The following is a 14,085-nucleotide window of genomic DNA, read 5'->3' as shown; positions in this document are numbered from 1 at the left end:
GGAGCGACTATGTCTCTATGGAGCTGGTTTGGGCTGACGAGCGGCAGCGCAAGTACCGAATGGCCGCTCAAGGGCGATGCGCACGGTCAGCAGGGCGCGCTCGGCATGCCGCGTTACGATCCGGCCAGGTGCCAGGAGGGTTGCGACGCGTGCGCACAGGCATGCATCACGCACGCGATTGCCTTTTCTGCCGGGCGGGGAGCGCACGTCGCTCCGGAGGTGGACTGGGGCCGCTGCATCGTCTGCCAGCGCTGTACCGAAGTGTGTCCCACAGGCGCCTTCTCGCCATCGGCGGACTGGGCGGTCGGCGTAACGAACCGGGACGACCTCGTGTGGGACGAGGCGCTGGCTTCACGCGTGCCACGCGAGATGGTCGAACGGACGCGCCACACATTCAGCCGGAGCCTGCATATCCGCCATGTCGACGCGGGATCGTGCAATGGTTGTGAATCGGAACTGCAGGCGTTGAACAATCCGTTCTACAACCTGCACCGGCTTGGCATCTTCTTCACGGCATCACCGCGCGCGGCTGATGTTCTGCTCGTTACCGGCCCGGTGACTCACGCGATGCGCGCGCCACTGCTGGCGACGTATGAGGCGATGCCTGATCCGAAGTGGGTCATCGCCACAGGAACATGCGCGGTCTCGGGTGGCGTGAGCGGGGGAAACTACGCTTGCGGCAGCGGCCTCGACGGCGTCTTGCCGGTCGACGTCTACCTGCCGGGCTGTCCGCCTAATCCCGCTGCGATCATTCACGCGTTGCTGTTGATCGTGGGTCGCGCGGAGCAACGGATGCGAGGAGGGCAACTTGAGCGCTGACCTGATTCTGGCGGCGAGCGTCCTGTGGCTCGCCACCGCCATGTTGTCGCCGATGCGCTCAGTCCGTGCGTTGCTCCGATATTTGCTGAGCGCGGGCTGCGTGCTGGGCGTCGCGGCATGTCTGATCGCATTGCCCACCGCAACCCCCAGCGTTGAATTTCCGTTTGCGCTCGCTTCGCAGCGCATCGCCTTCGCGCTCGAACCCTCAGCGCTCTGGCTGCTCGGCTTCGGTCTTGTACCTGCGATCTTCGCCTGCTGGCTTGGCTCGCCCCTCTCGGGCCGTTCTGGCACGTGGTGGGCGGGGGCATCGCTGAGCCTGCTCGGCGCACTGGGTGTGTTCGGTCTGCAGGACGGTATATCGATGCTCGTCGCCTGGGAAGTGATGAGCCTGGGGGGCGCGGTGATGCTTGCCGGCGAGCGCGCGCGCGAAGCCAATGGCAAACCCGTGCTGCTCATGCTTGCGCTGCTCGAGGTGGGCGCGATTGCACTCGTCTTCGCGATTCTGCTACTCGATCAAGCGTCGGCCGGCATCGGTTTCGACGCATTTATTGCCCATGGGCCCCGCACGTCAACGCTTCTGTCGTGGGTGGCCGGCATGGCTCTGCTCATCGGTTTCGGCGCGAAGCTCGGCCTTATCCCTTTCTACGAGTGGTTTCCGCGTGCGTACTCGAGCGGCAGTGGCGCGACGGGCGCGCTGTTTTCGGGCGTCGTACTCAATGCGGCCTATTTCGCGCTGAGCCGCGGCTGGAACAGTTGGCTGGGCGTCGCCAGCGATAGCGGCACGGCGTTCGGGCTCGGTGTGGTTGCGATCGCGATTGGCGTTGTCAGCGCGGTGCTGGCGATCCTGTTCGCCTTCCAGCAGGACGACTGGCGAGCGCTGCTGAGCTACTCATCCGCGGAGAACGCGTCAGTCGCGGTGGCGATGCTCGGCGTGACGCAACTCTTTCGCAGCGACCATCTGAACGATCTCGCCGGCCTCGCGTGGACCGTAGCGTTGTTGCATCTCGCCGGCCATTCACTTGCCAAAGGCGCGCTGTTTCTGGTCGCCGACGGCATTCAGGCGTCGACGGGCAATTACGACATCGTACCGCGCGGCTGGATCAGAAACAGCCGCTTCATGCTGGGCCTCGGCGCACTGTTCGCGGTGATGAGCCTGGCATCGATTCCCCCGCAAGCGGGGTTTGTCAGCGAGTGGTACGTGTTCCAGTCGGTGTTTCAAGGCTTTCATTTATCGGCTTTCACTGGGCGTCTCGTGCTGGTGCTGGCTGGTGCCGGTCTCGCACTCGCCGCCGCGGTGGCGCTTGCCACGTTCGTCAAACTGTTCGGGCTGGGGCTGTTGGGAATGCCAGACCCGGACTATCAACGTCCGGTGCCCCGGCGAAGCGCCGTGGCCGTCGGCTTGCTGGGACTTTGCGTGCTTGCGGTGGCCGTCGGTGCACCGTTGTGGCTCAACGCGCTGGCGAGCGGAGCCCAGACGCTGTTTCAGGCCAACAGTCCACAGGCAATGCTATCGGGATGGCTGCTGGTGCCGCTGACTGACAAGTTTGCATTTATTTCGCCGTCGAAGCTCGTCATCGTGATGCCGTTGCTGGCGCTTATCCCGCTCGCCCTGTTGCGATTCACGAGAACGCGCCCGGCGCGGCGCACGGCGGTCTGGTTTGGCGGCATGACCGCGCATGGCCGTGACGCGATGACTACACCGCTGACGTTCTCGAATGCGATGCGTACGTTCTACAGCTTCGTGTATCAGCCGACCATGAGCACAGAGCGCGAACATGAGCAACGCGAGTACTTCATCAAACGACTGGTGTTTTCCGAGGGAGTGACGGACCTGTTCGAGCGGCATCTCTTCGAACCAGCAGTCCGTTTCGTAACGTGGTATGCCAACAGGCTGCGCGCATTACAGTCCGGTAACCTGAACTTCTACCTCGCACTGATCGGCGGTCTGCTGGTGGCGATACTGGCGTTGACACTCGTATAGCCGGTTTTGAGCGGACGATTGAGTAATTCTTGCGCAACGCGGCGTTCCTCGATTAAAATCACGCCCGCTGGAGATGGCATTCCTCCAAACAACCGCCGATCCCCCGGCTGATGATGCCTACGAATTCCTGAGTGCAGGAGGTCGTAGGCTGTCCACGCGGCGTCCTGTCGCTCAGGTTTGATGTTCTATCGAACCTGAAAATCATGAAACATCTCAAGTCTGTTGAGCAGTTCGCCATGGTGCCGTATCTCGCGCGCTGGCTGCTGCTTTCAAGCGTGTTGGGCACCCTGGCCGGCTCTGCTTCCGCGCTTTTTCTCTTTGCGCTGGATCGTGCAACCGACACACGGATGGACCACACCTGGCTCATCTGGCTGCTTCCATTCGCGGGATTCCTGACCGGCTGGGTCTATCACCGCATCGGCAAGAGCGTCGAGGGCGGCAACAACCTGCTGATCGATGAGATTCACGATCCGCAGAAGATCGTACCCAAGCGCATGGCGCCGCTCGTCCTGTTCGCCACTGTGATTACCCACCTGTTCGGTGGCTCGGCTGGCCGCGAAGGCACGGCGGTCCAGATGGGCGGGGCGCTGGCCGATCGTGTCACGCAACTCTTCGGCCTCGGGCGCGAGGAGCGTCGCATTCTGCTGATGGGCGGCATCGCGGCGGGCTTTTCGTCGGTCTTCGGCACGCCGCTCGCGGGGGCGATTTTCGGTCTTGAGGTGCTGGCGATTGGCCGACTGCGCTACGACGCGTTGTTCGCCTGTCTCGCTTCGTCCGTGATGGCTGATGTGGTGTGCCGCCTATGGGGCATTCACCACACGGTCTACACGGTCCCGTTTGTGCCGCCTCTCACGGCCCTCGGGGTGGGCTCTGCAATCGTCGCTGGCATGGCCTTTGGCGTGGTCGGGATGCTCTTTGCCGATTCAACGCATGCGTTGTCGGCGCTCTTCAAGCGCAAGATTGCCTACGCACCGGTGCGGCCCCTGATCGGCGGTGCCGTGGTGGCAATCCTCGCCACGATCTTCAAGGTTCCGCAATACCTCGGTCTCGGCATTCCGACCATCGTGCAGGCCTTCAACGGGTCGCTGCCGGTGTATGACTTCGCGGGCAAATTCGGCTTTACGGTGGTGACGCTCGCGTCGGGATTCAAAGGCGGGGAGGTGACGCCGCTCTTTTATATCGGTGCGACGCTTGGCAATGCATTGGGCCACGTGCTGGCGTTGCCGGTGCCGGTGCTGGCGGGACTCGGGTTTGTTGCCGTGTTCGCCGGCGCGGCGAATACCCCGATCGCCTCGACCGTGATGGCGATCGAACTGTTTGGCCCGCAGATTGGTGTGTACGCCGCATTGGCCTGCGTCGTTAGCTACTTGTTCTCCGGGCACACCGGTATCTATCGAGCGCAACGGGTCGGCTACGCGAAACATCCACTTCTGCCTGCCGGCATGCGCCTCGCCGAAATTCCCGCGTTGCGTCGCGCAGCCCGCAAGGCCATGACCACCTCAACGCAATCCTGAATAGTTCGAAACCTCTCGCTGATTGACATCATGACCAAGCTGATTTCGCTTCGCCTGTATTTCCACCACTCCGAACGAGCCCATCCGACGCGTTTCTGGCACCGGGTGTCGCGCCCATGCCTCGCTTCGCATTTACTTCGCCACGCGAAGAGAGCCGGCATCGAGCAGGCGCTACTGCATCGTGTCCATGCGGGTTACCTCAAAGGCGACCGGCTGCACCACGAACACATCGAGGTCGCGCATCACCGTTTCCCTCACTGCATCGAGCTCATTGACCTGGAGGCTAAAGTGCGTGACTTCTGGCATGTACATGGCAAGGGGCTCGACAATGTCCGGGCGATTTTTCTTCCGTGTGAATTACCGACATAGTGGCTTGACCGACAGGCCGCGCCATCGGAGTCGACGATGAAAGCACAAACCAGGCTGCGCCTGACGGGCGAGTTCTCTCTGCTGGGGTTCGCGTTACTGGCGACCGAGGCAATGGCCTGGGTGCTGTCCATTGTCGTGAATGCCACCTACGAGAGCGTCCCGCTCTTCTGGTTCGGGGCGTTCGGCCTGTTGACGATGCCTTTTGTCATTGCCTGGATGCGAGCGGACGCTGCGCGGGCCTATGAGACTGCGATCAGGCTGCACTTTATAGGCCTGGAGGGAGAGCCGGCGCTGGTGGTCTCGATCGCGGACGATTCCCCCAAACGCTGGTGGGTGTTGCTGCATATACGGCTTCATCCGGAGGTGATCGGAGCGGACGACCGTTGAGCCGGGCGATGGCTTTCTGGGAGGCAGCATGGCAAATCAGACGATAGGCTCCGGAAGTCGGCGTGCGATGCGCTTTGTGCTGCTGGTGGGTATCCTGAGCTTCTTCGCCGATTTCACGTACGAAGGCGCGCGCAGTATCCTGGGTCCTTTCCTCGCGGCAGCAGGCGCATCGGCAACGATCATCGGGATCGTCGTCGGCTTTGGCGAACTGCTTGGCTATGGACTGCGGATCGTCTCCGGCACGATGGCCGACGCGACGCGGCGCTTGTGGCCGATCACGATCTTTGGCTATGTCGTCCAGATGGCCGCAGTGCCTGCGCTTGCGTTCACGCATAGCTGGCAGGCGGCAGCGTGCCTGATCATTCTGGAGCGCGTCGGCAAAGCAATACGCAATCCGCCTCGTGACGTGATGCTCGCGAGCGCCGCACAACGCATCGGCGGATACGGCTGGGCATTCGGCATTCACGAGGCCTTTGACCAGTTCGGTGCGATGGTGGGGCCGCTTGTTGTGGCGGTCGTGCTCGCGAAGGGCGGGAACTACCGGCGGGCGTTTGCCGTCCTGGCCGTACCTGCCGTAATCAATCTGTGTTTTCTCACGGTAGCCTGTCTGGTCTTCCCGCGTCCACAGGACATGGAGCAGCGCGCACTCGTAGAGGGAGGGCCGGGGAGCTTCCCGGCACTCTACTGGGTCTACCTCTGCGGCGCGGGTCTCGTCGCGGCAGGCTTTGCCGACTATCCGCTCGTCGCCTATCACTGGGTCAAACACCACACGCTGACAACTGAGTGGATTCCGATCTTGTATGCCGTGGCAACGGCGGTGAGCGGTGGGGCGTCGCTCGTGCTCGGCCGCCTGTTCGACCGGTACGGCTTCAAAGTGCTGATCGGGTTGACCGGCGTCTCGCTTCTCTTCGCGCCACTGGTGTTTCTCGGCGCTCATTTCGGTCTGGCGATTCTCGGTGCTGCGCTGTGGGGGATGGGCATGGGCGTGCATGAGTCGATCATTCCTGCTGCGGTCGCGCCAATGGTCGCGCAGTCGAAAAGGGCTTCCGCGTTCGGTATGTTCACTGCGGTGTACGGAGTCTGCTGGTTCGCGGGCAGCGCCTTCATTGGCTGGATCTACGATCAGTCGGTAATCGGGGCCGTCGCATTCTGTGTGATTACACAAGCGATGGCTATACCGGTCTTTGTCTGGGTGAGCTGGCATCGCGAGAAGGGTTAAGCGGCGCACTGAATCATTGGAGGTAACACCACGCCAGGGGGCGCGTCACGCAACGGTCGTTGCTGCGACGTCTCGGCGAGTATGGCCGAATCCTCTATCGCGACGCGAGTGAAGTGTCGAAGTCGCCCACGGGCCGGTATGACAACGAAAACGGCCGTTCACGAGCGAACGGTCATCGTCCGACTAGGGTCGAAGATCGACCGCTGTACCAAGCGCACAATCGAGCTCCCTTTCTTCGAGAAGGAGATTGTCATGGAAGCGCTTAATTCTTCCGGTGCTCGTCGGGTACCGTGGAATAAAGGGAGGTTGACCGGCCAAAAGCCGCCGTTGAAACTCCGAGAGATCTGGGCGATTCGAACGAGACTGCAGATGTCGTGCAACGTTCGGGAGCTCGCGATGTTCAACTTGGCGATCGACAGTAAGCTTCGGGCGTGTGATCTGACGCGGCTGCAGGTTCAGGATGTTTGCATGGGAGGTCACGTGCTCTCGCGAGCGAGCGTTATGCAGCAAAAGACTCAACGGCCGGTGCAGTTCGAAATCACCGAACTGACACGCCAGAGCGTAGGTGCATGGATCTCGGCGCGAGGGCTGAAACCTGTCGACTTTCTGTTTCCGAGCCGGATCAGTGCCTCGCCTCATGTGTCGACTCGCCAGTATGCCCGCATCGTTCACCGATGGGTTGCATCGATTGGGCTCGATGACGCCGCTTACGGCACTCACACGATGCGCCGCACCAAGGCGTCGCTGATATATCGACGGACAAAGAATCTGCGCGCTGTTCAGCTTTTGCTAGGCCATACCAAGCTCGAAAGTACCGTCCGATACCTCGGGATCGAGGTCGATGACGCGCTCGAAATGGCTGAGCAAACTGAAGTCTGATTGATACTTCGCCGGCGAGCGGACGCTTGCCGGCCAACAGGAGCCGTTGATGAATTTGCGTCGAGCGTCGGAGATCACCTTGATTGCGGTCGTTCGTTGACGTACGGGAAGGAATTTGGGAGGAGCCGCTTTCGCATGCAGGCGGCGGTCGAAGGACAAAGCACCGCGAACTGCCTGCACAACCGTACGTTGCCAGGGGCCTCGCCCCGACTTATGCGTTCATACCCAACGACTTCAAAAAAGCGCTCCGCGGTCGAAGTCAGCAGCCAGACTTCAAGTCGGCCGAGCGAGCGTGCGTTTTCTTCGAGTCGTGCTACCAGTTCGCGTGCGACGCCTGTGCCCCGTATCTCTGACGCGACCGCGAGTGAGCGCAGCAGCACGCTGGAGCCAAGTGGTTCTAGCCCGGCGCTGCCAACAATCGACCCATCTGTATCTTCGGCCACAAGGAAACCCTCGATGAGCAATCCTGTCACGTCGTCTACGGGTAAGCCATTCGCGCGCAACAGGGTTTGGATCTCGACCAGATCGGCGGCGTCTGCCTTCCTGATCCGCATAGTTGCGTCCTCATTCGTCGTTGTCGGCATTGGCTGCGTCGGTTTCATGGTCCATGGCAGTCGTGGCTAGTTGCTCCGCGAGTTCAGGATGGGTTTCCTTGCGTTCGCTATAGCGGTCAGTGAGATATTCGGAACGGTCCCTGACGATCAGCGTGAACTTGTACAGTTCTTCCATGACATCGACCACGCGGTCATAGTAGGCAGACGGCTTCATTCGTCCGTCTGTGTCGAATTCCTGCCATGCCTTCGCCACCGATGACTGGTTGGGGATTGTCACCATGCGCATCCAGCGTCCGAGCACACGCAACGCGTTCACCGCATTGAACGACTGTGACCCACCGCACACCTGCATTACCGCGAGCGTGCGCCCTTGGGTCGGACGGACGCCGCCACTTTCCAACGGCAGCCAGTCGATCTGGTTCTTGAAGACGGCGGTTAGCGTGCCGTGACGTTCGGGGCTGCACCAGACCTGACCCTCCGACCACTCCGACAGTTTGCGTAGTTCGACGACCTTCGGATGATCCGCGGGAACGCTATCCACAATCGGGAGGCCATGCGGGTCGAATACTCGAGTCTCGGCGCCGAAGTGACTCAGGATACGTTCAGCTTCGAGTATCAGCTGACGGCTGTATGAAGTGGGACGCAGCGACCCATAGAGCAGGAGAATCCGCGGGGCGTGCTGCGACGCGGCGTGTGGCGAGAGCTTTTGCAGGTCGGGCGTATCGAGATGGGGACCACTGATGTTCGGCAGACCGTCAATCAATTTTCAACCCTCCGGCCTTCGCTATCAATTACTACCTCGCCATCTTCTTTCGTGAACGGTTTGCCCAGCGCCTCGGGCAGGATATCCAGAACGCGTTCGGACGGACGGCACAGGCGCACGCCATGCGAAGTCACAACGAACGGCCGGTTAATGAGGATGGGGTGTGCCAGCATCGCATCAAGTAACTGGTCATCGCTCAGCGACGTGTCGGCCAGTCCGAGGTCGGCGTAGGGTGTGCCTTTCTCGCGCACCGCGGCGCGCGCTGCGAGACCGGCGCGACTGATCAGCGCCTTTAGCGTCTCACGATCAGGCGGGGTCTTCAGATATTCGACGATCTTCGGCTCGATGCCCGCGTTGCGGATCATGGCCAGTGTGTTCCGCGACGTGCCGCATTCCGGGTTGTGATAGATCGTGATGCTCATGACTTCTGCTCCTTTAGGCGGTTGCTCGCTTCGTACCAATGCTGTGACCGGTTCACCACGCCGACAACCAGCAGCATTACAGGCACTTCAATCAGCACGCCAACGACTGTCGCGAGCGCCGCACCTGACTGAAATCCGAACAGACTGATGGCGGTGGCTACCGCGAGTTCAAAGAAGTTGCTCGCGCCAATCAGACTCGACGGTCCCGCCACGCAATGTGCGACGCCTAGCCGGCGATTGAGGAGATAAGCGAGGCCGGAATTGAAAAACACCTGAATCAGGATCGGGACTGCAAGCATCGCGATAACGAGCGGTTCCCTGACGATTGCCTGCCCCTGGAATGCGAACAGCAGCACAAGCGTGGCCAAAAGTGCACAGATGGAATACGGACCGAGATGCGCGATAGCCCGCTGGAAATGCACCTCGCCTTTGGCGAGCAGTCGCTTGCGCAGCACCTGGGCAAGGATCACGGGGATGACGATGTACAGGCCGACCGAGATAATCAGGGTGTCCCACGGCACTGTGATAGCGGACAGGCCCAGCAGCAGCGCGACGAGCGGTGCAAACGCGACGATCATGATCGAATCGTTAAGCGCGACCTGTGACAGCGTGAAGTACGGATCGCCCTTGCACAGTTGTGACCAGACAAAAACCATCGCTGTACACGGCGCTGCAGCGAGGAGGATGAAGCCAGCAATGTAGCTGTCGAGCTGGTCGGCAGATAGCCACGGTGCGAACACATGGCGTATGAAAATCCAGCCTAGCAACGCCATCGAAAATGGCTTCACGAACCAGTTCACAAAAAGCGTCACCCCGATACCGCGCCACTGCCTTTTCACCTGCGCCATGGCGGCGAAATCGATCTTGATCAGCATCGGGACAATCATCACCCAGATGAGTGCGCCGACCGGCAGATTGACCTGTGCCACCTCCATACGGCCGACCGCCTGAAAGAGTTGCGGAAATAGTTGTCCGAGCAGAACGCCGCCAATAATGCAGAGCGCAACCCAGACCGTCAGGTAGCGCTCAAAAAATCCGATTGCTGGGCGCGTTGCGCGGACCGTTGTGCCAGCGCTGTTCATTTCATTCCTGCGATAGTGTTCACGGACTTGGCCGGTGTGCAGCAGGCGTTGGCGGCCTGTGTCTTTTCCTGCGAACGGTCGCGTGATGAGCCATACATGGGAGCGGCATCCAGCGTGCGGAAGGTTTCCCATGCAACGCCCTGTGGATCAACGGTCCACGCCTTGTCGGACTTTGCGTAGCAGCAGGTCGTGCCGACCTGGGTTTGCACCGGTAGCTGTGCCGCAGCGAATCGGGCGTTCATTTCCTGGAGTTCCGCGTCCGTTTCAACCTGGATGCCGATATGGTCCACGCCTGGTTTTGCGCCGCGTTTTGAGATTGCAAAGTTTACTGCGGGATCGGTCAATTCCCACTTGCAGTAGTCGTCCTTCAGGACGGCGGGTTCGGCGTTGCCAAACATGGCGCTGTAGAACTGGATGCTGTCGTCGAGATCGTCGACGGCGATGTGGATGTGCATGCGTTTCATGGTGCGTCTCCGCAACAGTTGGGAAGGTCGCTTGCCGAGCATGTCGCGCCGGCGCAGCAGTTCTCGGTAAGGAAACCGATCAGGCCCGTCATGGCACGGAAGTTCGCGGTGTAGATGACGAAACGTCCCTCCTGTCGCGGCGTCACCAGGTCTGCGTGCGACAGGTCCTTCAGGTGAAAAGACAGACTGGACGGGGATAGCCCTAACTGCTGCGCAATTTCGCCCGCAGCCATGCCTTGAGGCCCAGCTACGACCAACAGTCGAAAGATTGCGAGGCGCGATTCATGGGCTAAAGCGCTCAACGCGCACACAACGAGGTTTGAGTTCATGCCCGAACAATAGATCATCTATTTCGATATTTCAAGTATTGTCGAAATGAGGCGTGTGATGATGGAGTCCCGCACGCCGGACACGCAAGGTGCAGCGGCTTCAGTCACCCATAAAGCGGCCACCCAGGGAACCTGCGCAGGTGTCGCCTTCGGGTCGGTTACGGAAATCCGACGCCGCTACGCGAGCGGCGATCGCCGGTGATCGAAGAACTTCAATGATCGGGCATGAGCGACCCGTGGCCGCTCCCAACCGGCTGACTCGAAGTGTTAGCTTTGCACCCGACTACGGCCGCTCGGGGGTTATCGCAATGCCTATGGAGCGCCACATCGACCGAATCAGGACATGATTGGCAACGCCCCCGGTTGGCTTTGGTGCGGCGTGGCTGCTGCAAACGGCTATCGAAGTCCTGTGCGGGTGAAGCTCTCTCAGGAGACTTAGACGAATAGGACACACTGCAGATGAACAGTCTGGTTGATACAAACCAAGGAGGATGACCCATGTGGCAAGGCATGTTGCGCTCAGCGAACTCACTACAGGTTCGGACGTTGGCCTTCGGATTGTGTCTGTCCGCAACGAATATCGTGCGGGCAGACGAAGGGATATTCTGGGAAGCGACTGCTCCCGGGCGTCCCGTATTGATACTGATGCCAACCATCCACATGCTTGATGACGAAGCAAAAGACATTTCTGCGGTGCTGTATCAGGCATTGCGTCGAGTCAATTCCGTCGTGATTGAGTCGCCGATGGAGGGGGAGACGCCAGCCGAGAAGGCGGCCGTGCACCAAAGAATGACGTATCCCGACCCTGACAGTCTGGAAAATCATGTCGCTGTGCTATCGATTGATGAACTGAAGGCATGTACCGACAAGGCACATTTGCCCTATCGAGCGGCTATGCATTTTCATCCCTTTGCCTTGACGCTTCTTGTAGCGCACCGGATAAACGGCCGAAAGGTGCACGAAGGCATCGACGTGAGGCTTTACCGGGGAGCGGTCGCGGGACATCGGGAACTGTCGACGCTGATGACGTCGGTCGAAAATATCGACTATATGGGCGCGATGCCACAACGCCTTCAGGAGCTTGTGCTACGCCACGCCTGCGAAATGCTGGACAACCCTGGGCACCACGAAGTCCTCATCGCGCTTGCGGATGACTGGCGACGCGGGGATGTTGATTCGTTCGCGCTCGACGTCGAAAAGCCGATATTACCCGGAGATGCGCCGGAACTGCTCCGGGCAAACGACTTCCTTTACGCCTACGGAACCGAGCACTATTTCACGGCCATGATGAGTGAGCGTATTCAGTCCATGAAAGGACCTATCCTCGTGGCCGTAGGGGCAGGCCATTACGTCGGGCGATACTCCGTGCTTCCCCGCCTGGAGAAGGCAGGCTATGTCGTTCGGCGGGTTACGCTAGAGGAGTTACCGATCATTCCGTTTGGTACGAATGTCGCCACAGTAGACGCCGGAAAGCAGAGCAACGGTCTAGACCACTGATCAGGTTTGGCCACTGCGGTTTCTGCTCCACACCGCCGCAAGCTGCTGCACTCGCTTAGAGAGCAATAGATTGCGCACGTGAGCTATCGACCAAAAGATTGATACCTCTGACGTCCTGAATGTGCAAAGCACATAGGATTTCTCGAGCGACGGGCCGCAACGGATCGATCAGGGCAGTTCGCGAGCGAGGGTCGCGCTCGGGAAGCGCGCAGAAGCCGAATTTCCGCATGCGGCCGATTCTGTTGAAAAAGTCGTGTTTTGGTTTGGGGCACAGGCTTTGACAATACGTTTCGAGCCGGAGAGTTCAGGGAGGCGGCGGTCTTGCAGCGTGCGACGCCCCCCGATTCTCGTCATGTGGCTGCCTGGTTTGCCTGCTTACCGCTAGGCATGAGCCACTTGGCCATTCTTCGCAGATTTTGCGCAGTTGCTGCCATCAGAAACTCATCATGAGCACCGCTTGGACCACGCAGTCGCAAGCGATCAAGTTTGAGGATGCGTTTGAGGTGAGCGAAGAGCATTTCCACCTTCTTTCGCTGCCGGCGCGACTGTTTGTATTCTGGGGTTGTCGCGATGCGCCTCGCTTCATCACGTGCAGTTTCATGGATGCTGCGCACGATTTTGCGAAACTGCATATTCGGGCAACATCGATCCTTCATCGAACAGCCGTCACAGTCCATCTGACTTGCCCGGTAGACGATGGTGTCTGCTTTCGTGATGTGCGTGCGTGGATTCTTCAGTGGACGCCAGTCGCTGCGTAGCGCGTTTCCGGCAGGACATCGATACTCGTTGGCCTGTTCATTCCAGATGAATTCGCTACGTGAGAACGTATTGTCTTTGCGCGTTGTTTTATCCCAGACGGAGACGTGCGGTTCGATGTGTTTCTCTTCAACCATCCAGCCAAGCAGCGCTGCTGTGCCGTATGCGGTGTCACCTACCAGTCGGCGAGGCTTCAGGTTCCGTTGGTGTTCAACACGATCAATCATTGTCCTGGTTGATTCGACCTCTTGTGACCGGTTCGCCGGTGTCGCTTCAACATCAACAATGATCCCTGCCTGCAGATCAATCAGGTAATTCGTCGAATAGGCAAAGAACGCGGGACCACCCGGTGCGGCCGTCCATCGTGCAGTGGGATCGGTCAGGGGATATCTTCTTTGGAGGTGTCGAAGACGCTGTTGGCTCATCCGCATCTGTCGCCACCGGAGTGGCTTGTTCCAGTGCCTCAAGATATTCCCGCACGGCACGACTCTGGCCATCGGCGCGTCCCCAGTCGATAGGCTCTGTTCCCGGCACTCCGCGCGCAGGACTCGCGTCTGCTTTGATAATGCTTGCATCAATCGCGAACCCCTCACCCTTGACGAGCCCCTCGGCCATGCAGCGACTCAGCACAGACTCGAACACGTGACGCAACACATCGCTATCGCGGAAGCGCCCGTGGCGATTCTTTGAGAACGTCGAGTGTTCTGGTACGGCGTCCTCCAGACCTAACCGGCAGAACCAACGGTATGCGAGGTTCAGATGCACCTCTTCGCATAGACGTCGCTCGGACCGGATGCCGAAGCAGTAGCCCACGATCAACATGCGAATCATGAGTTCTGGATCTATCGATGGACGACCCATCGGGCTGTAGAACGGCGCGAGGTGCTGACGTAGATCGCGCAGGTCAAGGAAGTGATCAATACCTCTCAACAGGTGCGATTGCGGGACGTGGTTGTCGAGGTTGAACGAGTAGAAGAGCTTGTCCTGTGCGCTATCTAGGCGACCCATCATGACGATTCACTCCCGTCGTTCGATGTCTCCCAGGATACC

Annotated in this window: 14 protein-coding genes, 1 pseudogene and 1 riboswitch; of the genes and pseudogenes, 8 read left to right on the top strand and 7 right to left on the bottom strand. The window is 59.9% G+C overall.

Going from position 1 to position 14,085, the window contains the following annotated elements; genetic code table 11:
• Window positions 1-9 precede the first annotated feature (9 nt).
• The 7 genes from nuoB to LPA36_RS01275 all read left to right on the top strand — a co-directional run bounded on the left by nuoB (window position 10) and on the right by LPA36_RS01275 (window position 7,168).
• Window positions 10-819: an NADH-quinone oxidoreductase subunit NuoB gene (nuoB, locus tag LPA36_RS01305; RefSeq protein ID WP_228874339.1), complete on the top strand. Its 810-nt coding sequence runs from the start codon at window positions 10-12 to the stop codon at window positions 817-819.
• A complete protein-coding gene (locus LPA36_RS01300; RefSeq protein WP_228874338.1) occupies window positions 809-2,800 on the top strand; it encodes a proton-conducting transporter transmembrane domain-containing protein in 1,992 nt (663 codons plus the stop codon). Before nuoB ends, LPA36_RS01300 begins: the two co-directional genes overlap by 11 nt.
• A gap of 60 nt (window positions 2,801-2,860) precedes the next feature.
• A riboswitch (Fluoride riboswitch) is annotated at window positions 2,861-2,927 on the top strand.
• 76 nt (window positions 2,928-3,003) lie between these two features.
• Window positions 3,004-4,314 carry a voltage-gated chloride channel family protein gene (locus tag LPA36_RS01295; protein WP_228874337.1) on the top strand — a complete coding sequence of 437 codons (1,311 nt, stop codon included), beginning with the start codon at window positions 3,004-3,006 and terminating at the stop codon, window positions 4,312-4,314.
• A gap of 30 nt (window positions 4,315-4,344) precedes the next feature.
• Window positions 4,345-4,683 (top strand): DUF190 domain-containing protein, encoded by a 339-nt coding sequence (locus LPA36_RS01290; RefSeq protein ID WP_228874336.1) that lies wholly within the window; start codon window positions 4,345-4,347, stop codon window positions 4,681-4,683.
• Between the two features lie 36 nt (window positions 4,684-4,719).
• Window positions 4,720-5,070 (top strand): hypothetical protein, encoded by a 351-nt coding sequence (locus tag LPA36_RS01285; protein WP_228874335.1) that lies wholly within the window; start codon window positions 4,720-4,722, stop codon window positions 5,068-5,070.
• Between the two features lie 28 nt (window positions 5,071-5,098).
• Complete coding sequence (locus LPA36_RS01280; protein WP_228874334.1) at window positions 5,099-6,289, top strand: MFS transporter; 1,191 nt, start codon at window positions 5,099-5,101, stop codon at window positions 6,287-6,289.
• Between the two features lie 252 nt (window positions 6,290-6,541).
• Window positions 6,542-7,168 (top strand): tyrosine-type recombinase/integrase, encoded by a 627-nt coding sequence (locus LPA36_RS01275; protein WP_228874333.1) that lies wholly within the window; start codon window positions 6,542-6,544, stop codon window positions 7,166-7,168.
• A gap of 74 nt (window positions 7,169-7,242) precedes the next feature.
• On the opposite strand, the gene arsN2 is transcribed toward LPA36_RS01275, so the two are convergent.
• Genes arsN2 through LPA36_RS01245 form a run of 6 tightly spaced genes read right to left on the bottom strand, consistent with a single transcriptional unit; the run spans window position 7,243 to window position 10,782 of the window.
• On the bottom strand, window positions 7,243-7,722 hold the full coding sequence (arsN2, locus tag LPA36_RS01270) for an arsenic resistance N-acetyltransferase ArsN2 (protein ID WP_228874332.1): 480 nt from the start codon (window positions 7,720-7,722) through the stop codon (window positions 7,243-7,245).
• 10 nt (window positions 7,723-7,732) lie between these two features.
• Window positions 7,733-8,485, bottom strand: a complete 753-nt coding sequence (gene arsH / locus LPA36_RS01265) for an arsenical resistance protein ArsH (protein ID WP_267478608.1) — start codon at window positions 8,483-8,485, stop codon at window positions 7,733-7,735.
• Window positions 8,482-8,907 (bottom strand): arsenate reductase (glutaredoxin), encoded by a 426-nt coding sequence (gene arsC, locus LPA36_RS01260; RefSeq protein ID WP_228874331.1) that lies wholly within the window; start codon window positions 8,905-8,907, stop codon window positions 8,482-8,484. The genes arsH and arsC overlap by 4 nt, the downstream gene beginning before the upstream one ends.
• Window positions 8,904-9,989: an ACR3 family arsenite efflux transporter gene (arsB, locus tag LPA36_RS01255; protein ID WP_228874330.1), complete on the bottom strand. Its 1,086-nt coding sequence runs from the start codon at window positions 9,987-9,989 to the stop codon at window positions 8,904-8,906. Before arsB ends, arsC begins: the two co-directional genes overlap by 4 nt.
• On the bottom strand, window positions 9,986-10,453 hold the full coding sequence (locus LPA36_RS01250; protein WP_228874329.1) for an ArsI/CadI family heavy metal resistance metalloenzyme: 468 nt from the start codon (window positions 10,451-10,453) through the stop codon (window positions 9,986-9,988). Before LPA36_RS01250 ends, arsB begins: the two co-directional genes overlap by 4 nt.
• Window positions 10,450-10,782 carry an ArsR/SmtB family transcription factor gene (locus LPA36_RS01245; protein WP_228874328.1) on the bottom strand — a complete coding sequence of 111 codons (333 nt, stop codon included), beginning with the start codon at window positions 10,780-10,782 and terminating at the stop codon, window positions 10,450-10,452. Before LPA36_RS01245 ends, LPA36_RS01250 begins: the two co-directional genes overlap by 4 nt.
• A 498-nt stretch (window positions 10,783-11,280) precedes the next feature.
• Between LPA36_RS01245 and LPA36_RS01240 the strand changes: the two genes are divergently transcribed.
• Window positions 11,281-12,279 carry a TraB/GumN family protein gene (locus tag LPA36_RS01240; protein WP_228874327.1) on the top strand — a complete coding sequence of 333 codons (999 nt, stop codon included), beginning with the start codon at window positions 11,281-11,283 and terminating at the stop codon, window positions 12,277-12,279.
• 350 nt (window positions 12,280-12,629) lie between these two features.
• On the opposite strand, the pseudogene LPA36_RS01235 reads toward LPA36_RS01240, so the two are convergent.
• Window positions 12,630-14,046: pseudogene (locus tag LPA36_RS01235) on the bottom strand (transposase).
• Window positions 14,047-14,085 lie beyond the last annotated feature (39 nt).

It is taken from the genome of Paraburkholderia saeva (assembly GCF_907164555.1).
Classification (GTDB): Bacteria; Pseudomonadota; Gammaproteobacteria; order Burkholderiales; family Burkholderiaceae; genus Paraburkholderia; species Paraburkholderia saeva.
The sequence above is the reverse complement of the archived record's forward strand: the minus strand, read 5'-3'. Positions and strand labels throughout refer to the sequence as shown.

What these genes read in the sequence shown, in the direction of transcription:
- LPA36_RS01240 (WP_228874327.1), top strand. Translation starts at nt 11,281, where the DNA reads ATGTGGCAAGGCATGTTGCGCTCAGCGAACTCACTACAGGTTCGGACG.
- arsC (WP_228874331.1), bottom strand. Translation starts at nt 8,907, where the DNA reads ATGAGCATCACGATCTATCACAACCCGGAATGCGGCACGTCGCGGAAC.
- LPA36_RS01250 (WP_228874329.1), bottom strand. Translation starts at nt 10,453, where the DNA reads ATGAAACGCATGCACATCCACATCGCCGTCGACGATCTCGACGACAGC.
- LPA36_RS01295 (WP_228874337.1), top strand. Translation starts at nt 3,004, where the DNA reads ATGAAACATCTCAAGTCTGTTGAGCAGTTCGCCATGGTGCCGTATCTC.
- LPA36_RS01285 (WP_228874335.1), top strand. Translation starts at nt 4,720, where the DNA reads ATGAAAGCACAAACCAGGCTGCGCCTGACGGGCGAGTTCTCTCTGCTG.
- LPA36_RS01275 (WP_228874333.1), top strand. Translation starts at nt 6,542, where the DNA reads ATGGAAGCGCTTAATTCTTCCGGTGCTCGTCGGGTACCGTGGAATAAA.
- LPA36_RS01290 (WP_228874336.1), top strand. Translation starts at nt 4,345, where the DNA reads ATGACCAAGCTGATTTCGCTTCGCCTGTATTTCCACCACTCCGAACGA.
- arsN2 (WP_228874332.1), bottom strand. Translation starts at nt 7,722, where the DNA reads ATGCGGATCAGGAAGGCAGACGCCGCCGATCTGGTCGAGATCCAAACC.
- nuoB (WP_228874339.1), top strand. Translation starts at nt 10, where the DNA reads ATGTCTCTATGGAGCTGGTTTGGGCTGACGAGCGGCAGCGCAAGTACC.
- arsB (WP_228874330.1), bottom strand. Translation starts at nt 9,989, where the DNA reads ATGAACAGCGCTGGCACAACGGTCCGCGCAACGCGCCCAGCAATCGGA.
- LPA36_RS01245 (WP_228874328.1), bottom strand. Translation starts at nt 10,782, where the DNA reads ATGAACTCAAACCTCGTTGTGTGCGCGTTGAGCGCTTTAGCCCATGAA.
- LPA36_RS01280 (WP_228874334.1), top strand. Translation starts at nt 5,099, where the DNA reads ATGGCAAATCAGACGATAGGCTCCGGAAGTCGGCGTGCGATGCGCTTT.